General features: G+C 63.5%; 19 protein-coding genes. 10 read left to right on the top strand and 9 right to left on the bottom strand.

Going from position 1 to position 24,291, the window contains the following annotated elements; genetic code table 11:
• Window positions 1-11: 11 nt before the first annotated feature.
• From AC6I6S_RS18210 to AC6I6S_RS18195, 4 genes are all read left to right on the top strand, one after another.
• Window positions 12-1,004 (top strand): LLM class flavin-dependent oxidoreductase, encoded by a 993-nt coding sequence (locus AC6I6S_RS18210; RefSeq protein WP_497952126.1) that lies wholly within the window; start codon window positions 12-14, stop codon window positions 1,002-1,004.
• A gap of 63 nt (window positions 1,005-1,067) precedes the next feature.
• A complete protein-coding gene (locus AC6I6S_RS18205; protein WP_497952124.1) occupies window positions 1,068-2,234 on the top strand; it encodes an exo-beta-N-acetylmuramidase NamZ family protein in 1,167 nt (388 codons plus the stop codon).
• The gene (locus AC6I6S_RS18200) at window positions 2,234-3,775 is read left to right on the top strand and encodes a glycoside hydrolase family 3 protein (protein WP_497952122.1); all 1,542 of its coding nucleotides are present in this window, start codon (window positions 2,234-2,236) and stop codon (window positions 3,773-3,775) included. Before AC6I6S_RS18205 ends, AC6I6S_RS18200 begins: the two co-directional genes overlap by 1 nt.
• Window positions 3,776-3,859: 84 nt before the next feature.
• Window positions 3,860-5,041, top strand: a complete 1,182-nt coding sequence (locus AC6I6S_RS18195; RefSeq protein ID WP_497952120.1) for an anhydro-N-acetylmuramic acid kinase — start codon at window positions 3,860-3,862, stop codon at window positions 5,039-5,041.
• Window positions 5,042-5,063: 22 nt separating this feature from the next.
• On the opposite strand, the gene AC6I6S_RS18190 is transcribed toward AC6I6S_RS18195, so the two are convergent.
• Together AC6I6S_RS18190 and AC6I6S_RS18185 are read right to left on the bottom strand one after the other, a co-directional pair.
• Complete coding sequence (locus tag AC6I6S_RS18190) at window positions 5,064-6,659, bottom strand: family 10 glycosylhydrolase (RefSeq protein ID WP_497952119.1); 1,596 nt, start codon at window positions 6,657-6,659, stop codon at window positions 5,064-5,066.
• A 140-nt stretch (window positions 6,660-6,799) separates the two neighbouring features.
• Complete coding sequence (locus AC6I6S_RS18185; protein ID WP_497952118.1) at window positions 6,800-7,564, bottom strand: IclR family transcriptional regulator; 765 nt, start codon at window positions 7,562-7,564, stop codon at window positions 6,800-6,802.
• A 568-nt stretch (window positions 7,565-8,132) separates the two neighbouring features.
• Between AC6I6S_RS18185 and AC6I6S_RS18180 the strand changes: the two genes are divergently transcribed.
• The 3 genes from AC6I6S_RS18180 to AC6I6S_RS18170 all read left to right on the top strand — a co-directional run bounded on the left by AC6I6S_RS18180 (window position 8,133) and on the right by AC6I6S_RS18170 (window position 12,121).
• Window positions 8,133-9,944, top strand: coding sequence for an ABC transporter substrate-binding protein (locus tag AC6I6S_RS18180; protein ID WP_497952116.1), 1,812 nt, complete (start codon window positions 8,133-8,135; stop codon window positions 9,942-9,944).
• Between the two features lie 151 nt (window positions 9,945-10,095).
• The gene (locus AC6I6S_RS18175; protein WP_497952114.1) at window positions 10,096-11,100 is read left to right on the top strand and encodes an ABC transporter permease; all 1,005 of its coding nucleotides are present in this window, start codon (window positions 10,096-10,098) and stop codon (window positions 11,098-11,100) included.
• Entirely contained in the window at window positions 11,087-12,121 is a 1,035-nt protein-coding gene (locus AC6I6S_RS18170; RefSeq protein WP_497952112.1) for an ABC transporter permease, read from the top strand. The genes AC6I6S_RS18175 and AC6I6S_RS18170 overlap by 14 nt, the downstream gene beginning before the upstream one ends.
• A 9-nt stretch (window positions 12,122-12,130) precedes the next feature.
• Here AC6I6S_RS18170 and AC6I6S_RS18165 read toward each other — a convergent pair whose 3' ends face one another.
• Complete coding sequence (locus AC6I6S_RS18165) at window positions 12,131-12,343, bottom strand: hypothetical protein (RefSeq protein WP_497952111.1); 213 nt, start codon at window positions 12,341-12,343, stop codon at window positions 12,131-12,133.
• 183 nt (window positions 12,344-12,526) lie between these two features.
• On the opposite strand from AC6I6S_RS18165, the gene AC6I6S_RS18160 reads away from it, so the two are divergent.
• Complete coding sequence (locus AC6I6S_RS18160) at window positions 12,527-14,695, top strand: dipeptide ABC transporter ATP-binding protein (RefSeq protein ID WP_497952109.1); 2,169 nt, start codon at window positions 12,527-12,529, stop codon at window positions 14,693-14,695.
• A 54-nt stretch (window positions 14,696-14,749) separates the two neighbouring features.
• Here AC6I6S_RS18160 and AC6I6S_RS18155 read toward each other — a convergent pair whose 3' ends face one another.
• The 3 genes from AC6I6S_RS18155 to AC6I6S_RS18145 form a co-directional block, all read right to left on the bottom strand.
• Window positions 14,750-15,862, bottom strand: coding sequence for a mandelate racemase/muconate lactonizing enzyme family protein (locus tag AC6I6S_RS18155; protein ID WP_497952107.1), 1,113 nt, complete (start codon window positions 15,860-15,862; stop codon window positions 14,750-14,752).
• 634 nt (window positions 15,863-16,496) lie between these two features.
• Window positions 16,497-17,345 carry a GNAT family N-acetyltransferase gene (locus AC6I6S_RS18150; RefSeq protein ID WP_497952105.1) on the bottom strand — a complete coding sequence of 283 codons (849 nt, stop codon included), beginning with the start codon at window positions 17,343-17,345 and terminating at the stop codon, window positions 16,497-16,499.
• A 368-nt stretch (window positions 17,346-17,713) separates the two neighbouring features.
• Complete coding sequence (locus AC6I6S_RS18145; RefSeq protein WP_497952104.1) at window positions 17,714-18,475, bottom strand: IclR family transcriptional regulator; 762 nt, start codon at window positions 18,473-18,475, stop codon at window positions 17,714-17,716.
• A gap of 173 nt (window positions 18,476-18,648) precedes the next feature.
• Here AC6I6S_RS18145 and AC6I6S_RS18140 point away from each other — a divergent pair, with 173 nt between their 5' ends.
• Window positions 18,649-19,668 carry a zinc-dependent alcohol dehydrogenase gene (locus AC6I6S_RS18140; protein ID WP_497952103.1) on the top strand — a complete coding sequence of 340 codons (1,020 nt, stop codon included), beginning with the start codon at window positions 18,649-18,651 and terminating at the stop codon, window positions 19,666-19,668.
• A 66-nt stretch (window positions 19,669-19,734) separates the two neighbouring features.
• Entirely contained in the window at window positions 19,735-20,559 is an 825-nt protein-coding gene (locus tag AC6I6S_RS18135; RefSeq protein ID WP_497952101.1) for a PIG-L deacetylase family protein, read from the top strand.
• 62 nt (window positions 20,560-20,621) lie between these two features.
• Here AC6I6S_RS18135 and AC6I6S_RS18130 read toward each other — a convergent pair whose 3' ends face one another.
• From AC6I6S_RS18130 to AC6I6S_RS18120, 3 genes are all read right to left on the bottom strand, one after another.
• Window positions 20,622-21,896, bottom strand: coding sequence for a CapA family protein (locus tag AC6I6S_RS18130; protein WP_497952099.1), 1,275 nt, complete (start codon window positions 21,894-21,896; stop codon window positions 20,622-20,624).
• Between the two features lie 8 nt (window positions 21,897-21,904).
• The gene (locus tag AC6I6S_RS18125) at window positions 21,905-22,435 is read right to left on the bottom strand and encodes an S-layer protein (RefSeq protein ID WP_497952098.1); all 531 of its coding nucleotides are present in this window, start codon (window positions 22,433-22,435) and stop codon (window positions 21,905-21,907) included.
• 174 nt (window positions 22,436-22,609) lie between these two features.
• Entirely contained in the window at window positions 22,610-24,244 is a 1,635-nt protein-coding gene (locus AC6I6S_RS18120) for a hypothetical protein (RefSeq protein WP_497952097.1), read from the bottom strand.
• Window positions 24,245-24,291: the final 47 nt, after the last annotated feature.

Raw genomic sequence — 24,291 nt, 5'->3', positions numbered from 1 at the left:
CCTGTGTGTGTATGACTCTCGAGTGGCACTACAACGTCGCCGGCTGTTTTCGATCCCCGATGGCCGATCTCGAACTCGCGGCCGACGCCGCCGACGCCGGTTTCGATGGGATCTGGATCGGTGATCACTTCGTTCCGTGGTTGGACAACCGCCCGTACACCCATCACGTGCTCCCGTGGCTCGGCTCGCTCGTCGAGAAAGTACCCGAGGTCACCGTCGGCACCTGCGTGAGCTGTCCGACGATCCGGTATCATCCCCCGGTACTCGCACAGGCACTCGCCACGATCGACAACGCCTATCCGGGTCGCCTCGAGTTCGGCGTCGGAACCGGCGAAGCGCTCAACGAGGCCCGCTTTCTCGACGGCGAGTGGCCGAACTGGGGCACCCTCGCGGGACGGCTCATCGAGTCGCTCGAGATCATGGAGACGCTGTGGGAGTCCGATGAGTATCACACACACGAGGGTACGCACTACGCCTACGACGAGATGAAACTGTACACGAAGCCGAAATCCGAGATCCCCTTCCACTGGGCCGCCTGGGGCCCACAGTCGGCTCGCTGTGCCGGGAAGTACGCCGGCAACCTCATCACCGCGGGCGACGCGGATCTGATCGAGGGAACGCTCGCGGAAGCGTTCGAGTCAGGACTGGCCGAGAATTCGGGCGATCCCGACGGAACGATCTCGGTGCAGCTTTCGGCGCACGTCGGCGATCCCGACGAGATCGTCACCGAACTCCGTCAGAAGGGGGAGTACACGCCACACGAGGAACTCGAGACGGCCGACCCTCGCGAGATTCAATCGATCGCGAACGACGCCCTGGCGGACGTGAGCGACGAGACGCTGATGGAACTGAACAACGTCACTGACGATCCGGCGGAACTCGTTCCGACGATCGAGCGCCTCCACGAGGTCGGCGTCGACCGGATCATCGTCGTCTCGAAGGTGGGCGATCCGCGGGAGACGATAGACGCGCTCGCAGAGAACGTGATGCCCCGCTTCGAATAGCGGGCGGCCCGTGGCGCGTGTGGGCCACCCACATATATATGGCCTCGCTCAGTACTCGAGGACATGGTTCGCGTAGGCATCGAGACGCTCGTAGAGACGGGGATGGGGGTGATCGACGGCGATCGGATCGGACTCATCACGAATCCATCGGGCGTCGACTCGGCACTCGTTCCCACGATCGACACACTGCACCGCCACGACGGCGTCGACCTCGTTCGACTGTTCGGCCCGGAACACGGCATCCGCGGGAACAAGCAAGCCGGCGTGAAAATCGAAGACAGCGTCGACGAGCGCACGGGGCTCCCGACGACCAGCTTGTACGGCGAGAGCCGCCGACTCGACCCGGAGACGGTCGCGGATCTCGACAGCGTGGTGTACGACATGCAGGACATCGGCTGTCGCTTCTACACGCTCATCTACACGCTCGCATACGCACTCGAGGGGGCCAGCGAGGCCGGCACCCGGTTCGTGGTTCTGGATCGGCCGAACCCGATCGCGCCCCTCGGCGTCGGCGGCAATCGCGTCCCACCCGAATTCGGCTCGTTCGTCGGCGACCGCAGGCTGCCGATCACTTACGGGTTGACAATCGGCGAACTGGCTCGCTACTTCAACCGGGAGTGTGAGATCGGCGCCGACCTCCACGTGGTCGAACTCGCCGACTGGAGCCGCGAGACCTGGTACGACGAACTCGAACTCGCCTGGGTACCACCCTCGCCGAACATGCCCACCCTCGAGACGGCGACGATCTACCCCGGCACCTGCCTGTTCGAGGGGACGACCCTCTCGGAGGGCCGTGGAACGACGAAACCGTTCGAACTGATCGGCGCACCCTGGATCGACGCCGAGGAGTGGGCGGCCGCGCTCAACGACCTCGAGATCGACGGCGGCGCGTTCCGCCCGGCGTACTTCTCGCCGATGTTCTCGAAACACGAACGTCGGACCGTCGAGGGCGTCCAGGTTCACGTGATGGACCGCGATCGGATCTCGCCGGTCGAAATCGGCGTGAAGATGTTGATCTCGGCGTTCCAGCGGTATCCGGAGGCCGACTGGGTGCAGTCCGACGGCGACTACTTCATCGACAAACTCGCCGGTGGCCCCTCGCTTCGACGAACGATCGACGACCTCGAGTCTGGAGCGAGCGCCGACGACGTGTACGAATCGCTCCGAGAGGAGTGGGCTGGCGAAACCGAAACGTTCGAAGGGGTCTGCGAGAAGTATACGCTCTACTGATGAACACGGACACACTCACCCTCGAACAAAAAGTCGGGCAGCTCTTTCACGTCGGCTTTCCCGGACCCGAGCCAACCGACGAAGTCGAATCGCTGATCCGAGACCACCACGTCGGCGGGATCATCTACTTCAGTCGAAACCTCGAGACGCCCACACAGACGCGAGCGCTCTCGCGGTCGCTGCAGGCGACGGCGAGCGAGAGCGAACTCGGACTGCCGCTTCTCGTCTCGACCGACCAGGAAGGCGGAACGGTCAGGCGACTTCCGTACTACGCGGAACCGCCGGGCGGGATGGCCATCGGCGCGACCGACGATCCGACCGCGGCGGCGTCCGTCGGGGCTGCCATCGCCCGCCATCTCAGAAGCGTCGGGATCAACTTCAACCTCGCGCCGGTGCTCGACGTTAACAACAACCCCGCGAACCCGGTGATCGGTGTGCGATCCTACGGCGAGGAGCCCGAGCGAGTCGGCGAGTTCGGTCGTCACTACCTCGAGGCGTTGCAGTCGATGGACGTCGTCGCCTGCGGGAAACACTTCCCCGGCCACGGCGATACCGCGATCGACTCACACGTCGACCTGCCGGTCATCGACGCGAGCGAAGACCGCCTCGACGCCGTCGAGTTTCCGCCGTTCGAGGCGGCGATCGACGCGGGCGTGGACGCGATCATGACCGCCCACGTCGCCTTCCCCTCGATCACCGGGTCCGAGACGAAGCCGGCGACGCTCTCACGTGCCGCCCTCACGGAGTGCCTTCGAGACCGCCTCGAGTTCGACGGACTGGTCGTCACGGATTGCCTGGAGATGGACGCGATCGCCGACGGGGTCGGGGTGGCCCGCGGCGCCGTCGAGGCGATACGCGCTGGCGCCGACGTCGTGCTGGTGTCACACAGCCACGACCGCCAGCGGCGAGCGATCGAGGCGGTCATCGACGCCGTGGAATCAGGCGACCTCCCCGAGTCTCGCGTCGACGAGGCGGTCGAGCGGAGCCTCTCGCTGAAACGGCGACGAGAGCTCGTCCCCGAGGCCGAGCCCGTGTCGCAACCGGACGAGGCTCGAGAGACGTTCCGATCGGTCTCCCGGCGATCGGTGACCCTGCTCGAGTCCGGCGCCGAAGCGTTCCCGTTCGATACGGACGAGCCGCTGTATCTCGTCGCCGGACAGTCGACGCGCGGGTCGCTGGCGGAAGACGAGTACCCCTACGTCGACGCGCTGCAAGCGCAGTTGGCCGACCGAGGGTTCTCCGTCACTCGCGTCGGGGTCGATTCGAAGACGTCCGAGGAGATACCCGCCGGGGCCGCCGTGCTGTGTTGTACGACCGACGTCACTCGAAATCCGGATCAGGTCGAGGCCGTCGAAGCGCTGCTCGAGGCCGGCCACGAACCGGTCGTCGCCGCGCTGCGAAACCCCTACGACGTCACCCACCTTCCGGCAGTCGACACCCTGACGACGTACGACCCGACCGAATCGAACCTCGAGGCGCTGGTCGAGGTGCTGGCGGGAGACCGAGCCCCCGAGGGACGGGTGTTGCCGAGTCTGCGATAACGCCCGAGTTCGAGAACTCGTCGCCAGGATCACCGACCGCCTCGACCCCCCGCATTTTTGCTCTCGCCGTTCGATGCCTGCGGTATGACCGAGTACCGCGCCGTCGGCCTGATGTCCGGAACCTCCCTCGACGGCGTCGACGCCGCGCTGTGTCGCATCGACGTACCCGACGGCGGGCCGCTCACGGAGATGACGATCGACCTCGAGTCGTTTCGCACCGAGGCGTACGCCCCCGAATTCCGCCGGGCGCTCGAGGCCTGTTGCACTCCGGAGGCGTCGCCCGAAACCGTCGCGCGAACGAGCATTGCGGTCGCGGACCGGTTCGCAGCGGCCGTCGACAGGCTCCTCGCTGACGCCGGGGTCGCTCCCGAAGCGGTCGACCTGCTCGGCAGTCACGGGCAGACGATCTGGCACGCACCCGCGCTCGAGGCGGTTCCCGGAACGGACACCCGAACACGCGCGACCGTCCAGATCGGGAACGGGAACCGGCTCGCACGGGAGACGGGGATGGACACCGTCTTCGACCTTCGTGGCGGGGATATCGCCGCGGGCGGCCACGGCGCACCGCTGTCGCCGCTGCTCGACTGGATCCAGTTCGCCGGCGAGGAGGCACGGATCGTCCAGAACGTCGGCGGCATCGGGAACTGCACCGTCCTTCCCGCCGGCGGCGATCGCTCCGAGGTCGCGGCGTTCGATACGGGCCCAGGAAACATGGTCATCGACGCTGTCGTCTCCGAACTCACGGAGGGACAGCGCCGCTACGACGAAGACGGCGAGATGGCGGCCGCCGGCACCGTCGACGACGAATTGCTCGCTGAACTGCTCGAGGACCCGTACTTCGGCCGAACGCCACCGAAGTCGACCGGGCGAGAGCAGTTCGGAGAGACGTTCACACGAGATCTGCTCGAGCAGGCCCGCCAACGGGGGCTGTCGGATTCGGATGTCGTCGCCACGGCGACGGCGCTCACGAGTGCGTCCATCGTCGACGCCTACGATCGTCACACGGGGATAGAACCGGACCGCGTGCTCCTCTCGGGCGGCGGCGCGTGGAACGAGACGCTGGTTTCGATGCTCGAGGCCGATCTCCCGTGTCCGGTCGAACCGACTCGTGACCACGGGATCGATCCCGACGCGCGGGAGGCCGTCCTGTTCGCGTTGCTCGCGGCACTGTTCGACGCCGGGCGACCGGGCAACCTGCCGTCGGTCACCGGTGCGGCCGGGACAGTCGTTCTCGGAACGCTCGCTCGAGGGCCGGCGGGGACCTGATCGTCGGTTCGCCCTCGGCTCCTCAGGCGGTGTCGACGAGTTCGAAACTCCCGTCGCTGACGGCACCAGGGTCGACGGAAACGGGCCGCGTGCTGCGCCCGCGAACCTCGCTCGAGGGGAGTCGAACGCGGTAGCGACCGGGTTCGAGGTCGACGACGCCGTACCAGCCGTTTCCGTCCGTCGTCGTCGTCGCGACCGTTTCGCCGCGGCTGTGGACCTCGACAGTGAGGGAGTCGACGGGGTCCCCGCCAGCGGTGACGGTGCCGCTAAGATGGCCGGTATCCGGGTCTGTCTTCCACGTCATCTCCGGAACCGCGGCCTCCTCGGCGAACACCGGCGGCGACTCGTCGTCGTACTCGCTCTCCTCGGTGACGGCTCGCTCGAGTTCCGCCCGCGATTCCTCGGCGGAACGTTCGCCCTCGAACGTCTGCAGGTCGGGCGTCGCGTAGGAGTAGCCGGTCCAGCCGACGACTTCGTTGCCGGCGTCGGTCGGCTCGAGGGCGGCTCTGATCTGGTCGACCGTGTCCGCGATGTCGTTGAGGTAGATCGCCGAACCGACGACCGCCTGGCGGTCGTACTGGTGGTCAGCGATGAACTCGTTCCACTCGCGGTACATCTGGGCCTGGCTCTCCATCCAGTCGCGCTTGTAGTTCATCGGGACGTTCAGGTCGACGATGCCCTCTTCCATCCACGCTCTCCAGTCCTGAAGCACCTCGGCGTAGGTGCGCGTCGACTCCCAGCCACCCTGGCTCTGGGGGCCGAAACCGTAGGTGATCGAGTTTATGCTGACGCAAACCGAGGGATCGATTTCGTAGCTCTCGAGGTAGATCCGGCGAACCAGTTGGGTCACCTGATCGCGACGCCACTGCGCCCACTCCGCGTCGTCTGCGTCGGGGACGTCGTCTCGGCCCGTCGCCTCCTGGAACCGGGAGACGGCGACGTCGTTGTACCCCCACGAGGAGGTACCCGTCTCGAGGTTGAAGTCCGGATAGCGGACGTAGTCGAGGTTGATACCGTCGACGTCGTAGTTTTCGACGAGACTCGTGGCCGTCTCGAGCAGGTAGGCCGCTACGTCCGGGTGGCCAGGGTCGAAGTAGTAGTTGCTGCCGGGTGCCTCGACGACGCCGTCCTCGCGGACGCTGGTCCACGAATCGTCGCTGTCGGGACCGTTCGTATTGAACGGGTGGTCGTCGGCAGCGGGTGGCTCCGCCTGGTTCCACATCGTGTTGATGTTCATCCAGGCGTGGACCTCAAGTCCCGCGGCGTGGGCCTCCTCGAGCAGCGCCTCGAGGGGGTCGTACGGCGGCTCCTCGACCGGGGCGTCGGTCCGCGGCGGTGTCGCGTCGTTGCAGAAACAGTCCGCCCGGCGAACCACCTGCGCGATGATCGCGTTGTGGTTCGCCCGCTCTGCGGCGGCGACGAGGTCGCTGACCTGCTCGGGACTGTAGATTCCCTCGTTGAACGCATCGGCCCAGTAGGCGCGAAACTGTGTCGAAGAGGGGTTGTCGTCGCTCGCGCTTGCACCCGTGGCAAGACCGATTCCGGCGAAACCCGCAGCCGCGCCGCTCGCTTTGAGAATCGTTCGTCTGTCGACCGTCGGTGGTGTGTGTCGTCTCATGATATCGCTTCCGTTTCCCGGAGCCGTTCGAGCCGGCGCTCGAGTGATCCGGTTACCGTGAGCGATCCCGTCAATCGCTCACATTACCCACAGTGATTGTGTTACCTAATAACTATTTCCCATACATGACCGAACGCACCTCACGAGTAGGCGATCTGGAGTTCGATGACGTTTTTCGCGTCGATCACCGCCTCGAGCAGCGATCCCTCGAGCCGGTCGTCGGTCAACCGGCTCGTGGGTCCGGTGATCCCAATCGCGCCGACGGCGACCCCGCGTTCGTTTCGAACCGCCGTGGCGATCGAGCGAACGCCCCGCAGGCGCTCTTCGTCGCTCACCGCGTACCCCTGTGACCGAACGCACTCGAGTTCCGCGCGCAGCTCCGTCGGCTCCGTGATGGTTTCCGCGGTCAGCGCAGCTAATCCCCGGCGGTCGAGGTAGCTGTCCGTCGCTTCGTCCGGCAGATCCGCCAGCAGCACCTTGCCGAAGGCGGTCGCGTGTAGCGCCACGCGCTTTCCCGGAAAGAGATCGATCGGGAGGTCGGTTCCGCCCCGTTCGTGCACGAGCACGTAGCCGTGATCCGCTTCAGCGACTACGGCGCTCGCTGACTCGTCGGTTTCGGCCGCCAGATCCCGAAGCGCCACTCGACACGCGCCGCTAATCTTGTGGCGGTCGCGTGCGAGTTCACCGTACGTGAGAAATCGGAGGCTGAGGCGATAGCGCTCCCCGTCCCGCGTGACGAACCCCGTCTCGACCAGTGTGCTGAGGTGGTTGTGGACGGTACTAACCGTGAGATCGAGTCGGTCCGCGATCTCCGTGAGGCGGGCGCTTCCCATCTCGAACAGCGCCTCGAGGACGGCGAACGAACGCCGAGTCGCTTTCACCGGATTTTTCGCCTCGCGTGTCATTTGCGCCACGGTTTGGCTGGCACCCGTATATAGGTTCGTTTCCGACATATCGCCTCGGGAGCGGGACGCCCGTCATCGCCGCGTTTCACCCGAGGCTCCGCCCCGTTGCCGACGAAATCGAGGTGTTGCTCAGTTTCAGTATTACTGAAACGGCTCTCGAAACCCGGAAGTCACCGAGTTGTGAGAACATGTCACGTGGCATCTCCTCGTGAGAGGTGAGAAACGGTAATAGCCGGTGAATAACTCGCACCGCATCATTTACAGCGATAGGTTTGTAATCCCTGTGCCGTACGCGATTTCGTATGAGAGAAACGGCTCGACTTCGTCCGTGTCGCGCAGTTAAACAGACGGGTCCTGAAGTCGCGCTACGAACGTCAGATGGCGCATTCGCAGGACCGATGGGAACCCGTTGATCCGGCCCCGCGCTGATTTCACCACCGACAGAGGTGGGAGATTTCTCCGACGGCGAACTGCCGGTAGATTTATATTGTCTCTATTGATCATGTGAGTACGTATGTCAAACAGGACCGTTGACAGGGGTAGGAGTCACTATTCCCGACGCCAGTGGATGAAAGCGCTCGCAGTCGGCGGCTCAGCGAGTGCGCTTGCAGGCTGTACGGGCGACGAAAACGGGGACGACGACGGCGGAACGGGGTCGACCGAAGACGACTACTTCGTCGTCCCGGCGGTCGGTAACCTCGAGCAGGCCCACTTCAACACGTGGAGTCTCGACAATGAACTGTTCTACGAGGTGCGGGTGCTGTGGGACGGCCTCACGCACTTCTCGAACGAGGCGATAGACTGGTATCCGGAACTTGCAACCGATTGGGAGTTCGACATGGATGCATACACGGTCACACTCGAGCTTCGAGACGATATCGAGTGGCACGACGGAACGACCTACACCGCAGACCACGCCGTCTCACACTTCCGACTCGCCGAGGTCTGGGGCTCTCCCGTCTGGGACTTCGCGACGGACGTCCACGCACCCGAAGAGCACACGCTCGAGTTCGATTTCGAGCCCGTCGCACAGAGCATCATCGAACCCGTCTTCCTGGGCGACATGTGGAACCACTGGCTGTCGACCCACCCGGAGCTACACCGGGAGTTCATCGAACGCGCCGAAGACGCCTCGAGCGACGACGAACTGAGTGAGATCAACGAGGATCTGGCGACCTACAGGATCAGCGGCGACGATGCGATCGACGCCGGTATCGGCAACGGACCCGTCGAACTCGTCGAAGTTACCGACTCGCGGATCGTCCTCGAGCCCTACGACAACTATCCGATCGGCTGGGGCGACGACGAGGAGATCAACTGGGCAGGGTTCGAAATCGTCGACTTCGGCGACTCCGAGTCCGACTTCCACCAGGCGGCGATCGCCGACAACATCGACGGGTTCACCGGCGACACCGCCGAGGAGGTTCGCAACTCGATGGGCGACCACTGGGAAGTGTTGAACGCCCCACAGGACGGATTCCAGGCGATCCAGTTCAGCCCGGAGACGATCTGGGGAGAGGACACCGAAGAGAGCCGTGCGCTCCGGCAGGCGATCGCGTATATGTACGATCCGACCGAGTACGTCGATATCTTCGGTGCGGAGATCATGGACTACCCGGATCCCAACAACGTGACCGGGCTCAACTCCACTCAAGACGACATCTGGCTGGACGGCGTCGTCGGCGGGTTCACCGACTACGGGAGCAGCGACTCCGGGTGGATCAGAGAGGACTTGGCTGAGGAGAAGATGGAGGAAGCCGGCTTCGAGCGCGACGGCGACGACTGGGTCGACGCAGACAGCGGTGACCAGCTCACAGCCGAGGTGCTCTATCCGGTCGACTTCGATGCGAACGTCCCGTCGTACAACAACATCGTCGAGCAGTTCAACCGGTTCGGGATCGACGCCGAAGGTGTCGGTGACGATTTCCAGACGGTGCAGACGCAGTCGATGCCCGCGAACGACTTCGAAATCGCCGTCTACACGACCGGCTTCGGTCCGCATCCCCTCTCTGCGTACCGGAACATGATCGGGGACGTCTCCGCGCCCGATACGACGCGGTGGAACAACCAGATCGGAGAGGTCGACGTTCCGTGGCCGCCGGGCGACGACGAAAACGACGTCGAAACGGTGAGCATCGACGACCGAATTACGGCGCTCGCGAACGCGGAGAGCGACGAGGACGTCCAAGAGCTCGTCGAGGAACTGGCGTGGATCTACAACCAGTGGGTTCACGGCATCCAGACCTGTACGGAGTTCCGGTTGAACTACGTCGCCACCGACAACTGGGACTGGGGCGTCGAGATGGACGATCCGAAGATCATGTCCGAACAGCCCTGGACGTACCTGACGCGAACCGGTGAGTTGCGCGCCTCAGAATAGGTCGTCTCACCCGTTCACTGGCCCGCCTGCCACCGGCCGCGATCGGCGCTTTCGGCCCTCCAAATCGCCCGCCAGCACGGCGTCCGTGCGGACCCTTCCCATATGTTCATCGGTATCTATTTACTACTGGGGATACCGACGTATCGTGTGAATGAACTGGATCATTAAACGCGCAGGACGGGCAGTGCTCACCGTCTTTCTCGTCGTGCACTTCACGTTCCTGCTAATCCATTTCCTTCCGGGGAGTCCGATGGACTATCTGCAGGCACAGCTCTCCCAGCAACAGGGCTTCAGCGAGGGAGAGATCGAGGCGATGGCGGACGTCTATCTCAACATTCATCCGGACGAGCCGTTGCTCGATCAGTACATCGACTACATGTCGTCGCTGTTGACTGGTGATCTCGGCACGTCCATCTACTACAACGAGCCCGTCGCGGACATGCTCGCGACCGCGATTCCGTGGACGGTCTTTCTGATGCTCAACGCGATCCTGATCTCGTTCACCCTCGGCATCACGCTCGGTGCGTTGATGGCGTACCTCGAGGGAACCACGTTCGACAACGTCTCGACGGTGCTCGCGATCGTGAGCAACTCGATTCCGTACTACGTCATCGCAATCTTGCTGGTGTACGTCGTCGGCCACCAGTGGGATCTCTTTCCCGTCACCGGCCGGTACAACGATCGAACGACGCCAGGATTCAACCTCGAGTTCATCAGGGGCGTTATCTATCACGCAACACTCCCGGCGCTGTCGTGGGCGTTTGCGGGTCTCGGCGGCTGGGCGCTGGCGATGCGTGCGAACAGCATCAGCATCCTCGGCGAGGATTACCTCCGCGTGGGACAGCTCCGCGGACTCCCGACGAGTCGGCTGGCCATGCGGTACGTCGCCCGAAACGCGATCTTGCCACTGTACACGAACATGATGGTCGTGATCGGCTACGCCTTCGGAGGCGCGGTCGTCCTCGAGACGATTTTCGTCTATCGCGGCGTCGGCTACTATCTCTTCAGAGGGATCGAAGCCAGGGATTATCCGCTGATGATGGGCGGATTCATCGTGATCACGATCGCCGTCGTCACGGCGTTGTTCCTGTCGGAGCTCACGTACGGGAAGCTCGATCCGCGAGCACAGGAAGGGGGGCACGATGAGTCGTTCTGACGCCGCCGGGGGCGGGAACACCGAGTTCCCGTTTCAGACGGAGGCGACGAGCGAGACGACACGACAGCAACGCCTGCGACGAACGGTCGACCGATCGGTTCTCGCGCCGCTGCGCATTATTCTGAGTGACTGGCGCGGCAAGGTCGGCGTGACAATCATCGCGTGCTATCTCGTGATCGGTCTTGCCGGCCCCTACGTGATCTCACCACCACAGACCGACACGGCGAACATGCTCGTCGGTCCGTTCGAGACGTGGGAGTATCCCCTCGGCACCGACAGCTCCGGTCGGGGAGTCTTTGCGGACACCGTCCACGCGACGCCGCCGATGTTGAAGATGGTGTTCGCGGGCGGCGTCTTCGCCGTCACCGTCGGCTCCGTTGTCGGCATGGTCGCCGGCTACAAGGGAGGTCGCGTCGATCAGGCGCTCATGCTCGTCACGGACACGCTGATGGCGATCCCCGGATTGCCGCTCGTGATCGTGTTGGCGTTCCTGTTCGAGCCACGGAACCCGTATCTGGTCGGGATACTGCTCGCGATCCCCGCGTGGTCCGTGCTCGCCCGGTCGATCCGCTCACAGATGCTGCCGCTGCGATCCGTCGAGTACGTCGAAGCCAACCGATTGATGGGGATTCCGACGTGGAAGGTGCTCCTGAAGGACATCGCCCCGAACCTCATGCCCTACATCCTCGTCAGCTTCGTCGGCGCCTCCCGGGGCATCGTCTTTGATTCGGTCGCGCTGTACTTCCTCGGCGTCCTGCCGACGAGCGATCCGAACTGGGGCGTGACGATCGACACGGCGTACTCGAGCGGCGGAGCGCTTTACTCGTGGGGGGCCGCCCACTGGCTGCTCGTGCCGATGACCGCGATCGTACTGCTATCGCTAGGGCTGATCCTGCTGGCACAATCGGCAGACCGGTTGTTCAACCCGCGTATTCGGGCTCGCCACCAGAAAACGACGACCGGCGGCGGGGAGGTGGCGTCCGAGCCCGACGACGCGCCGACGGACGTGCGAACCCCCTAACGGCCGCGGTCAGGAGTTACACGCGAACCGAAATCCGACCAGAGCGACGGCGAGAACCGCAATAGCGCCGATATTGTAGAGAGCGATAACGTACTCCGCCGAGCCGGGCTCGAGAAGTGGAAACGAGAGGACAGTAAGCACCGCCAGCGCGAACACGAGGATAGCGAGCAGCCGAGCGACGAACTCGTACTCACAGATCCGGTCCAAGCTGTCTGTGGCCATAGCGCGAAATGACGACACGCGAGTATAACTGTTGTGGGCGAGAGTGTCGCGTCGGCCGTTCCGTTCTGGTGACAAAACATACAAGTACGTAGATAGACCATCGCACTGTATGACAATGCATACGGATGACCAGGGGCGAGCAGTGCTAACCGTTTCGTCGTCACGGACGAGTCGGTGACATCGATGGCGACGGGTGAACAAGCGAGAACGGCGGACGACGGTACCGACGTCGTCCTGTCGGCAACCGACCTCACGGTGGAGTTCGGGATGGATCGAGGGGCGTCCCGGGTTCTCGATTCGGTGAGCATGGATATACACCGAAACGAGATCCTGGGCATCGTCGGCGAATCCGGATCGGGAAAGTCGATGTTCGCGGATGCACTCCTCGACTCCGTCGTCGAACCCGGCGAGGTCAGCGGGTCGATCACGTATCACCCCAGCGACGGAACCGCCACCGACGTGTTGCATCTCAGTTCCGAGGAACTTCGTCGCTTCCGATGGGAGGAGGTTTCGATGGTGTTTCAGGGGGCGATGAACTCGTTTAATCCGACCCTCGACATCCGCGGCCACTTCGAGGAGACGCTGAAAGCACACGATTATCCCGTCGAGGAGGGCATCGAACACGCGAAAGAACTACTCGCCGATCTCTACCTCGATCCCGACCGCGTCCTCGAGTCGTATCCATACGAACTGAGCGGCGGGATGTCACAGCGCGCACTGATCGCGCTGAGTCTCGTCCTGGAACCCGACGTGCTGGTGATGGACGAGCCGACCGCGGCGCTGGACCTGCTCATGCAGCGGTCGATCTTGAGCCTGCTCGAGCACGTCAAAGACGAGTACGAACTCACGATCGTATTCATCACCCACGACCTGCCGCTCGTCACGGGGTTGGCCGATCGAGTGGCCGTCCTGTACGGGTTCGATTTCGTCGAGGTCGGCGACGCCAGCGACATCTTCTCGAACCCGGCACACCCCTACACACGGTCGCTACTGAAGGCGATCCCAAGCCTCGAAACCCGTCTGGAAGAAATTACCCCGATCGAGGGGACGACTCCGGATCCGGTCAACCTACCGATGGGCTGTTCGTACCATCCCCGGTGCCCACTCGCCGACGAGCGGTGTGCCCGGGAGGAGCCGAACTACCACGCGATCGACGGCGACGACGGGCACGTGGCGACCTGTTTCTACACGGAAGAGGCGCCGGAGGAGATCCCGCTCTCGACGACCGGCGCCTCGCCGACAGCACCCGACAGACGCGGTAATCAGTCGACTGAACCGATCCTCTCCCTATCCGATGTCGAGGTCCACTTCGAACAACAAACCGGGTTGCTACGGAGTCTGTTCACCGACCCGAGCGTCGTCCGGGCCGTCGACGGTGTTGATCTCGACATCTACGAGAACGACGTCATCGCGCTGGTCGGCGAGAGCGGCTGTGGGAAGACCACGCTCGGGAGAACGGCCGTCGCCGCACAGCGACCCACCGGCGGCAGCCTCGAGTACAACGGCCAAGACGTCTGGGCGGCGAAAGACGACGGCGACGCAGCGACCTCCTTCGAGGAGATCCGCCGGTCCCTCCAGATCATTCATCAGGATCCGGGCAGTTCGCTCAACCCGAACCGGACGGTTCAGTCGAACCTCGCGGTGCCGCTCAAACAGTGGCAGCCGGACCTCGAGTACGCCGACCGCGAAAGGCGAATCCTGTCGATGCTCGAGCACGTCGGGATGAGCCCGCCGGAGGATTACGCACAGCGCTACCCCCACCAGCTTTCCGGCGGCGAACAGCAACGCGTCGCCCTGATTCGGGCGCTGTCGATGAATCCGGGCGTGATCTTCGCCGACGAGGCGGTGTCGGCGCTCGACGTCTCGCTGCGCGTCGAGATGATGGATCTGATGCTCGAGCTTCAGGACGTGTTCGACACCTCGTTCCTGTTTACGTCGCACAACCTCTCGAACGCGCGGTATCTCTCGGCGAGCGTCGGCGGGAGAATCGCGGTCATGTATCTCGGAGAGATCGTCGAAATCGGGCCCGCGGAGGAGGTGATCGAAGATCCGAAACATCCCTACACAAGGATCCTGAAGTGGGCGACCGAGGACCTGGACGTAAACGACGAGGTCGACGACTCGCCGTTGCGCGCCATCGACATTCCCGATCCGATCGACCCGCCGAGTGGCTGCTCGTTTCACACGCGCTGTCCCGAGGCCCGGGCGGCCTGCACGCAGGCGAATCCCGCGCTGACCCACGACGGCGAACTCGACCACCACGCCGCCTGCTTCAGGGAGTACCCCGACAGCCACGAGTACTGGGAGAGCGACCCGCTCGAAGAAGAGGTGGCCGAACCGGATTCCGCTTAGCTCGACTCGAGACGCCAGCGCCCGCGGAATCGCTCATCGAGAGCTCGAGCCGGGTCAGTCGATTCGGTAGCGGTCGACGGCAGTTTCGTCGACGTTGACGCCGAGACCCGGCCCGGTCGGAACCGGCATCGAGCCGTTCTCGACGACCAGTGGCTCCTCGAGAATCGAATCCGCCCAGCCGTAGTAGACGGAGTCCGGCGGCAGGTTCAGCGCCGGCGTGGAGGCGTAGAGATGCAACACGGCCGCCTGTTTCACCCCGAGGTCGAACCCGTTGTGGTGGGCCACCGAGACGCCCGCAGCGTCGGCGACGGCGATCTGCTCTCGCACCGCGCGCAGGCCACCCGCCGGCACCAGGTCGACGCAGGCGACGTCGATCGCGGATCGCTCACAGAGGTAGTAGAGGTTTCGCGGGAAGTAGGTATCCTCGTTCGCGGCGACGGGCTGGCGCAACCGCTGGCGCAGGCGTTCGTAGGTGCCGTAGGTGTCGATCCGACACGGCTGTTCGAGATACTGGAGGTAGATACCGTCGTCCTCGAGTGCCGCGCCCGCCCGGACGGCCTCCTCGAAACTCCAGCCCTGGTTCGGGTCGAGGCGGATCTCGAGGGCGCCGTCGGTCGCGTCGTGGATCGCTCGAACCCGCTCGACGTCGTGTTTCCAGTCGGGGCCGGCTTTGGTCTTCAGAACCTCGAATCCGCGTTCGAGGGCCTCCGACGCATGGGTTCGCGACGTCTCCACGGAGTGCATTCCCAGACAGTACGCGACGTCGACCGACTCCCGGACGCCGCCGCCGAGGAGGGTGGAGACGGACGCGTTTCGCTGCTTTCCGAGGGCGTCCCAGAGTGCGGTTTCGACCGCCCCGAGAAACGGACGCGTCTTGACGTACGGATAGTAGAAGGCGTCGAGAAAGCCGCCAATATCCTCGAGGTCGCGGCCCACGAGTTCCGGGGCGATGACGTCCTCGATGACCGCGACGGTCACCCGCGGCGACTGCATCGCCGTGAGCATCTCTCCCCAGCCGGTGACGCCGTCGTCGGTGTCGACGCGGACGAGCGTTCGGCCGACCGTTTCGACCTCGTCGTGGTTGCTGCTGTACGGAGCGAGACCACCCTCCTCGAGGGGCGCTACCGGAACTTCGATCGGTATTGCCGCGACGCGTGTAACCGCCATAGGTACGTCTCCCACGGCGGTGACAAAAGTCTTCGTTCACCGCCTCCGGTGAACGTCAGTCCGGTTGCATCGTCGCTCCTGGTTTGCCGTAGCGACGTGACCGGAGAGACTCGTTTTCGGTCACGACTATCAGTGAGTCGCACATATACCAGATACCAGTACTGAATATCTAAGAGATAATATCTGTGAATTATTACTTCAATACCGATCGGATCGAGTAGCCGGCAGAGACGTCGAATCAAGAATATTCGGACGGAGAGACGATCGGGAGTCGGAAGATCGATCACCGGCCGGGTGCAATCCGATCGGTTCTAACTGGCCTCTGGCCGCGCCGGCAGCTACCGCGGATCGGTGTCCGTCATCACTCCCTCTGCAGTACCGGTTCGGATGATATCGGGAGCGTTAGCGGTCTCCCCTACAGCGATTCCGACCCACCGTGGACGTAACGGACCGTCTCTCGGATGTCTAGTCAATGTTACTACCAGTTATCGTTTAATTAGCCGAATTCATAGTCATTCAGATAGTTCGAATACGCGTCGGAAGAAGGAGCCAGCGAAATCGTAACGCCGTGCGTACGACGGCTCTGCCACACCGTGATGACTGGCATACGATGCTTTCGAAATCCACCCCCGCCTCACCCGAAGGCGAAATCGACGAACGCGTGAACGTGATCCGTAAGCAACGCCGACGTTGCCTCCGGATAACTCATCCGGACCAGTTCCCGACTTCTCGAGAGACCGCCGGCCTCGAGGCACGATTCGATGCAGTCCCGCTCGGGAGCATCGACGATAATTTCCTCGTCCTCGAGCGGTTCCGAGACGGCGCGAAGGAGGGGTTCTATCGCCGTCGGATCAGTGGCGACGAGTGGCCCGAGCTGTGGGGCCGTGCGACCTGGACGGACGACGACGTAGCCGTCGGTCCCGCTCGACGAGGGCACGACGTACCCGCGAACGGAGGGGTCGGTGAGGAGCGTTCGGAGGAGCTCGCTTCGTTCGGTTCCAACACAGCGGCGGTCGAACTCACACACCACGTCGATCTCCGAGGAAGTAGTGATCTCCTCGACCCGGATCGTCTCGGCCCGGTCCGGGAACTCGGGCGACCCCTTCCAGCGCCAGACCGCGGCGACTCCTTCGAACCCGTGAGATTCGTAGATGGGTTCACCGAGATGCGTCGCGTCGAGCCCGACGATCGGCCCGCCCGCCTCGAGTGCGTACTCGAGGCCGTGCTGGAAAATTCGGCTGCCGTACCCCTGGCTACGGTGATCCTCGTCGACGAGCACCATTCCAATCCAGCTTACGTCGTCGTAGGAGACCACGGTAGTGGTCGCAACGAGGCGACCGTCGACGGTGCCCGCGAAACAACCCTCGGGACAGAGCGCGAGCAGTCGTTCCCAGTCCGCACGACATTGATTCCAGCCGGCCTGCCTCGAGAGTCCCATCGCGTCGCCGAGGTCCGCACCGGTGAGCGGTCGGATATCGAACATACACTCGCGCAACGGTTGCGTGGGAGAGTCAATAGACTTGCCGGTAAGCGGGCTGTACTACGATCGAATCGACGTCTGCGACAGCCTCGACTAGCAGTGGTGTTTGGCACCGCTAAACAGAGTGGATGAAAAAGTGGGGGAATTGGCTATAGACGTGAACGATGCTATCCGTGGACGGTGTATTCTCCGGACAATACGGCCGGGGATTACATAGATATGCACGTAACGTAGTCAAAGTTGCAGTTCGTAACGTGTGTCACAGTACGCCGAGCAGTGACGCCGCACCCCGAATAATCGGTAACGAATCGGGACCAACACCGGACGTGAGAGAAGGTCACACAGGCTGTTTTGCAGATCCAAACAAGAGATTACAGCGAAGTAGTGTTTATTTCGATGATGTTGACTGCTCGATGGATCATCTCGGGGATTTCGTTCTCGAGTCGCTCCTCATCCATCCGTCGCGCCGGGCCGATGATACTGATCGCACCGTAGAGGTCCCCGTTCTGGTTACGAATCGGAGCACCGGCACCGACCAGTCCCTGAATCGTTTCGCTGTGGTTGTACGCAATTCCGTTTTCGCGAATCTCTTCGAGTTCCGAACGCAGTTCGTCCTCATCGGTGATGGTGTTCGGCGTGAGCGCCTCGAGTTCTGTCTCGGCGATGATCTCGTCGCGCCGTTCCGGCGGCATAAACGCCAGTATCGCCTTGCCGACGGCCGTGTGGTAGAGTTCGTTCCGGTAGCCGACGTACACCTCGGTCTTGACGGCCTCCTCCCCTTCTGCCGTATAGAGACAGACCCCCTGGCCGTCCTCCTCGACGGTAAACAGCGCCAGCTCGCCTGATTCCTCGGCGAGTGTGTCGATCTCCGAGGTCGCGATGTCGTAGATGTCGATGCGGTCTTTCGCGTAGTGTGCGAGGTCGATGAATCGGAGTCCGAGTTTGTACTCGTTGTCCTCGTTGACGACGTAACCGTTCTCCTCGAGCGTCGCCAGGTGACAGTGAACCGTCCCCTTCGAAACGCCGATCTCCGAGGCGATCTCGGTGACGCGCGCCCCACCAGTTTCCTGCAGCACCGAGATTATTTCGAGCGTCCGTTGGACCGCGTGGACCGGGTTTTTTGCTTTCGTCATCGTCTAGCGTGTAGTGAGGACACATACCAGATAAATGTTTTGTGTTACCAAACGGTACTGTGGACGCGCGAAACGGCCACCGGTTCCGGCGAGTCATCAGCACTCCCGACTGGAGGGTGGTGATTTATTATACCCTGAACGCAACGCTCATTCGAAGACTGGAGTGATACCGCGTGCGAGCAATAGTAACCGACGGCGACGGCGAGATCTGGGAAGAGACACACGAGAGACCCGACCCCGACGACGGCGAGGTCCTCGTCAAAATTCGGGCGGTCGGGATCTGTGGTAGCGACATCGGTCTGATTGGCGGCGAAGGCCCCCCCTGGACCCGGTACCCGCTCGTGCCGGGCCACGAGGTCTGTGCGGAGGTCGTCGAACTCGGCGAGGGCGTCGACACGCTCTCGGTCGGCGATCGGGTTGCCCTTCACGGATTTATCTACTGTGGAACCTGCACTCCGTGTCGGGAGGGTCGATACTACCAGTGTGACGACCTCCGAGAGATCGGTTTCACCGTCGCGGGCGGCTACCGGGAGTACGCCGCATTTCCCGCATATACGCTCACGCCGATCCCCGACGGGATCTCCGACCTCGAGGCCTGCCAGATCGACTCGGCAGGATGTACGCTGCACGCGATGAAGCGCCTCGAGACGTCGGTATCGGACACTGCCGCCGTCCTCGGGCCGGGCTCGCTCGGCCTGTTCGGCGTTCAGCTGTTGCGCTCCTGGGGCGTTCGGGACGTGGTCCTCACGGGGACGCGCGAGGAGCGCCTGGCGGTCGGTCGCGACCTCGGCGCGACGAAGACGGTGAACGTCCGTGAGGAGGACCCGGTGGCAGCGCTCGAAGAGTACACCGACGGGGACGGCGTCGACATCTGTGTCGAGGCGGCGGGTGCCGGCGACGTGGTAAGTACCTGCCTGCAGGTGGCCGGCAAGAGAGGCCAGATCGCGCTGACCGGTGTGTTCGACGGCACTCGCGAGATCGATCCGAACGAGATTGTCGCGAAGGAGCTGTCCGTCGTCGGCGGCGTCACCGCCGCGAACGCGACCGGCGACGTCATCGAACTGTTCGAACGCGACGAACTCACCATCGACGGCATCGTCACCCACGAGTTCGACCTCGCGAACTACGAGGAGGCGATCGACTGCGTTCGCGAGCGCCGCGACGGCGTTATCAAGGCCGTATTGCGGCCCTGATCGGAGACCCGGCCGCACGCGGCGACGATCGGCAGGTTTTCCCCGATCGGATTCTATCCCTCGAGCATGTCCCGTACGATACTCGTCGTCGGCGCCCATCCCGACGATCCTGATATCCGGGCCGGTGGGTTCGCCTGCGCGTGTGCCGAAGCCGGACACGAGGTCCGGTTCGTCTCGATTACCGACGGTCGCAGCGGCCATCACGAGCACCACGGTCCCGACCTCGTCGAGCGACGACGTCGCGAAGCAGCCGCAGCGGCCGACACGGCAGGGATCGCGGAGTACGACGTTCGCGAAACACCCGACGGCCGTCTCAGACCAACCCTCGAGAACCGCGAGGACGTGATCCGGTTGATCCGCGAAACCGATCCCGACGTGGTCCTGACTCACCGATCGAACGACTATCACCCGGACCACCGCTACACCTCTCAGCTAGTCCGTGACGCGGCGTACATGGTCACCGTCCCGAACGTGTGCCCGGACGTCCCGCCGCTCGAAACGAACCCGGTGTTTGCCTACCTCCTCGACACGTTCGAGCGGCCGTACCCGTTTACCCCCGACGTGATCGTCCCGATCGACGAGCGAACGCTCGAGCGGAAGTACGACACCCTCGACTGCCACGAATCCCAGATGTACGAGTGGCTGCCGTACACCGAGGGAAAACTCGAGGCAGTGCCCGACGAACCGGGGACACGCCGGGAGTGGCTGGCAACCGATCCGCTCTCCGGACTCGAGGAGATGGCTGGCAGTGCAGACAGGTTCCGCGACCACCTGATCGAAGCGTACGGCAGCGATCGAGGAAGGGAGATCGAGTACGTCGAGGCCTTCGAAATCTCCGAGTACGGGGGCGAACTCACACCGGACCTCGCTGACGATCTGTTTTCGGTCTGAACTGGGTGCGGTGTCGGTTCGTCGATGGCAATGGTCGAAAGATCCGCAGGAGCCGGATCGGCCTATCGCTCGGTGCGAGAGAGCAACAGTTCTGCCTCGTCGCGAATCGTCGGTGTTCGTCGATCTTCGGTTTCGCCGGTGAGCACCGACAGCGCCGTCGTCATAAGCCACCGGTGTGACTCGGTTCGGATGATCGTGAGCAGCGCCATAATTTCTCGGCGTCTCGCCTCGATATCCCACAGCGGTCGCTGTGCGTCTGGGTCGTTCGGCGCCGACCGAGCGCGGGCGAGGCCCGTGCCACAGCCCATGTGGAGCCAGTTCGAGTACCGCTTGTAAAAGGTCTGGATGGCGACCTCCTGCCAGTAGGGCTCGAGCGTTTCGGGGTCGGCGGTGATCTCGGCGAGGCGGTGGAGGTACTCGAGGTGATCCTCGCGGTCGCGCTCTCGGCCGAGTTCGGAGACCACGCCGTCGACCGTTTCCGTGGGGACGAGGTCGACGCCGACCGGCACCGCGCCCTCGAATTCGATCTCGAGGACCAGCCCCCACGAGCAGTTCTCGGAGTCGGCCAGTCGGTCGAACAGGAAGTTGCCGAGGCTGTAAAAGATCGCGCCGTCGCCGTACCGTTCCCACCCCTGCGGAACGTGTGGGTGGTGTCCGAGCACGAGGTCGGCACCCAGGTCGACGAACTCCCGAAGGACGCCCTGAAGCTCCGGCGAGGGAAACGGAACGAACTCCGCGCCGCCATGGGCGATAACGATCACGGTGTCGTACTCCCTGTTCGCGCGTCGAATCATCTCTCGAGTCCGCCGGTCGGAGAGCCACGCCGCTCCGTAGCTGTCCTCGCCGGCGATGTTGAACTCGCGTTCGCAGACGTTGACGATAGCGATCGAGGCGCCGCCCTGGACTACCTCGAGCGGTTCGACGGCGTCGTCCTGGTTTTCGCCGACGCCGACGGTTTCACAGCCGGCATCACGAAGCGCCTCGACAGTCGAAGCGACGCCGCCGGGGCCGTAGTCCCGGACGTGGTTGTTCGCGAGCGTACAGATATCGAAACCGGCGTCGGCGACCGCCTCCGCAGCCTCGGGCGGGTTCTCGATAACCGGGCCGCTCTTTGCGATCGGTGTCGCCGCACCGGGGATCGGTGCCTCGAAGTTGACGATCGAAACGGCAGCGCCAGCGATCCGTTCGCGCATTCCCGGAGAAAGTGTCGATTCGGCAGTCGGTGGCACGTCTCGGTCGATGATGTAGTCGCCTGCAACGAGCATCGACCAGCGATCGCCGTCGTCGACACTACGGGGTCCGGCCAGGTCGAGACGTGTTTGCGACTCGGTGCCCATCGTTCAGGTCACTCGTCGTCGCCCTCGTCCTCCTCGTCGCCGGCTGCGCCCTCGAGCGTGAACTCAACTTCCACGTCGTCTTCGCCGACGGTGACTTCCTCTTCCTGGGCTTCGAACGCGTCGTCCGTACTCTCGACGGTTACCGTGTAGTCGTCGGGTTCGTCGACCGAAATCACCGCCTCTCCGTCTTCGATGTCCGGGTCACCGGCCCCGTAGGACATGTTGTCGTTCGCGGGATCGGCTGTGATCTCGACGCCGGAGGAAACCGGGTCGCCGTCCTCGTTTTCGAGGATGATTCTGAGTTCGCCGACCGGGTCGTCCTCGAGGTCGTCCTCGTCGAAGTCGTCGGCGTCATCGGTGTCGTTCTCGTCTGTGTCGTTGTCAGCTCCATCGTCGTCCCCGACATCGTCCGCACCGTCGTCGGTAACGTTGTCGTCGTCATCGCCGTTGTCGTCACCAGTACAGCCCGCGAGTGCTGCCGTGATACCGAGTGCTGCGGCGGTACCGAAACGTCGTCTACTGAGACGTGTTTGCCTCATAAGTAACCGCTCTTACCCGGCCGGGCATAAGTGTTTGTGTTAGAGAAGGTCCTTTTTCCATACCTAAAGAATGAGTATAACGAGTTATGGGCGCCGTACTGATTGGAGCCGTCTGCTCCGGTCCAGAGTGAGATGGAGTAGAGAGGGCGCGAGACGGGTACCGCCGATACTGTGCTACGCGTCTACGTCGAAGCCCCAGTTAGCGAGCGCGTTCCAGTCGTCAGTGCCACCAGACTCGACGGAGCCGGCGTGTCGGTTCCCCATCCAGAGAACCTCCGAGAGGGGGTCGTCCCACGCAACGTCGCCACCGAAACGGTTGTTGCAGACGTTGTGGCCGGAGTCTTCCACGGTGAACCGGAGGTCTGTACCACCGGTGTCGAACGTGCAGTTCTCGATAGTGACGCCGGTATCGGCGGAGCTGCCGATGACCCGCATCCCGTCCCGGTGTGGGGACTCGAAATGGCAGTCGCGGAAGGTGACGTTGGGTGTTCCGACCTCGATCGAGTAGTCGAAGCCGGGACCGTGGACAGGGTGAGCAGAGCCGTCGCTCTCGTCGACGATGGTGACGTTCTCGAACAGGAGCTCCTCCTCGAGCGAGAGAGAGCCACTGATGTCGATCGCGTGAACCGGCGAGATCTCGCCGATGTAGATGTCGACGTCGCGCACCGTTCCGCCGGTTGCAGGCCCGCCGACCCAGATGACGTTGTTCCAGACGTCAGGTGCCTCGATCTGGACGTTCTCGACGACCGGGCTGCCGCCGTAGAGAACGAGCCCCATCCCCGGCGTGTCCCGATCAGAGGCGTCCGAGAGGACGATCCGCGAGTCGCGGCAGACGTCGTTTCGGCCGAGCCGAATGCCGAAGTTGTTGCAGTCGATCGTGAGACACCGCTCGAGGACGTTCCGACCGGCGTTGTTCATTACGTAGAACCCGGAAGTCCAGCCCTCGACGAAACAGCCGTCCCAGATGTTCGTGCCGACGTGGGGCGGGTCCGCGGCAAACGGAATCACCGAACCGCCGGTGTCTTCGACTTCACCGTCGGGGAGCCGGACGTTGCGAACCTCCGTGTAGCCGTCCTCCTCGATCGTATCGACACGACAGGTGAACTTGCCGCCGCGTTCCGGCTGGTGGTAGTTTCGCTTCCCCAGGAGTTCGAGGTTCTCGATCAGGCCGCGCTGTTCGATCGAGGCGAAGACGATCCCCGAGTCGTGGGTGTCGCTCGCCGTAATGTCGACGGTAAAGTTTTTGAGCAGAACCCGCTCCCCCTCGAGGTCGAAGGCGTAGTCCGGGTCGTGGCTCTCGATCTCGAGGATGGCGTGTGGCGCGCCGACGACGCCGAAGAACTCGAATTCGGAGAGTTCGAGTTGCGAGTTCCACGTGTAGGCCCCTGCCGGGAGGACGAACAGGTGGTTGGTCTCTCGATCCGCGAGGTAGGCGTCGATTTCGGCAGCGAGGTCACCCTCGTGATCGATCTCGGACTCGCCGACGACGTCGACGCGGTTTGCGCCCGCGATAGAGAGGTGATCGACCGTGGCGCTCGTCGCCTCGAGTGTCTGTGTATCGACGGCATCGGCGATGAGCGCCTCGACGGGTTCGTCGCCGCCCAGGACCCGTCCGCTGTGGTCGTGATCTCTGGGGGCAAACGGCCTGTTTTCGCTCCCCTGGTCGCCGTCGTCTGCCGCCGCCGTTCCGACGCCCGCGAGTCCGAGGCCGACCGCGCTCGCCGCGAGCATCCCCCGGCGACTGAGCGACGACCCGCCCGTCCGTTCGGCTGTCCGTCCATCGTCCGCGCTTCCGTTTCGGTCTGTCATTGTAAGTCGTTCGAACAGGGGTATCGACACCTCGTACCACGATACGA

Source organism: Natrononativus sp. DTA114 (assembly GCF_059736515.1).
Note: the sequence above shows the minus strand (reverse complement) of the source record. Positions and strands in the feature narration are given on the sequence as shown.

Excerpts from the sequence above, each read along its gene's own strand:
- AC6I6S_RS18170 (WP_497952112.1), top strand. The coding sequence starts at position 11,087 with ATGAGTCGTTCTGACGCCGCCGGGGGCGGGAACACCGAGTTCCCGTTT.
- AC6I6S_RS18160 (WP_497952109.1), top strand. The coding sequence starts at position 12,527 with ATGGCGACGGGTGAACAAGCGAGAACGGCGGACGACGGTACCGACGTC.
- AC6I6S_RS18200 (WP_497952122.1), top strand. The coding sequence starts at position 2,234 with ATGAACACGGACACACTCACCCTCGAACAAAAAGTCGGGCAGCTCTTT.
- AC6I6S_RS18150 (WP_497952105.1), bottom strand. The coding sequence starts at position 17,345 with ATGTTCGATATCCGACCGCTCACCGGTGCGGACCTCGGCGACGCGATG.
- AC6I6S_RS18205 (WP_497952124.1), top strand. The coding sequence starts at position 1,068 with ATGGTTCGCGTAGGCATCGAGACGCTCGTAGAGACGGGGATGGGGGTG.
- AC6I6S_RS18180 (WP_497952116.1), top strand. The coding sequence starts at position 8,133 with ATGAAAGCGCTCGCAGTCGGCGGCTCAGCGAGTGCGCTTGCAGGCTGT.
- AC6I6S_RS18185 (WP_497952118.1), bottom strand. The coding sequence starts at position 7,564 with ATGACACGCGAGGCGAAAAATCCGGTGAAAGCGACTCGGCGTTCGTTC.
- AC6I6S_RS18155 (WP_497952107.1), bottom strand. The coding sequence starts at position 15,862 with ATGGCGGTTACACGCGTCGCGGCAATACCGATCGAAGTTCCGGTAGCG.
- AC6I6S_RS18175 (WP_497952114.1), top strand. The coding sequence starts at position 10,096 with ATGAACTGGATCATTAAACGCGCAGGACGGGCAGTGCTCACCGTCTTT.
- AC6I6S_RS18165 (WP_497952111.1), bottom strand. The coding sequence starts at position 12,343 with ATGGCCACAGACAGCTTGGACCGGATCTGTGAGTACGAGTTCGTCGCT.
- AC6I6S_RS18210 (WP_497952126.1), top strand. The coding sequence starts at position 12 with ATGACTCTCGAGTGGCACTACAACGTCGCCGGCTGTTTTCGATCCCCG.
- AC6I6S_RS18130 (WP_497952099.1), bottom strand. The coding sequence starts at position 21,896 with ATGGGCACCGAGTCGCAAACACGTCTCGACCTGGCCGGACCCCGTAGT.
- AC6I6S_RS18120 (WP_497952097.1), bottom strand. The coding sequence starts at position 24,244 with ATGACAGACCGAAACGGAAGCGCGGACGATGGACGGACAGCCGAACGG.
- AC6I6S_RS18190 (WP_497952119.1), bottom strand. The coding sequence starts at position 6,659 with ATGAGACGACACACACCACCGACGGTCGACAGACGAACGATTCTCAAA.
- AC6I6S_RS18195 (WP_497952120.1), top strand. The coding sequence starts at position 3,860 with ATGACCGAGTACCGCGCCGTCGGCCTGATGTCCGGAACCTCCCTCGAC.
- AC6I6S_RS18135 (WP_497952101.1), top strand. The coding sequence starts at position 19,735 with ATGTCCCGTACGATACTCGTCGTCGGCGCCCATCCCGACGATCCTGAT.
- AC6I6S_RS18145 (WP_497952104.1), bottom strand. The coding sequence starts at position 18,475 with ATGACGAAAGCAAAAAACCCGGTCCACGCGGTCCAACGGACGCTCGAA.
- AC6I6S_RS18125 (WP_497952098.1), bottom strand. The coding sequence starts at position 22,435 with ATGAGGCAAACACGTCTCAGTAGACGACGTTTCGGTACCGCCGCAGCA.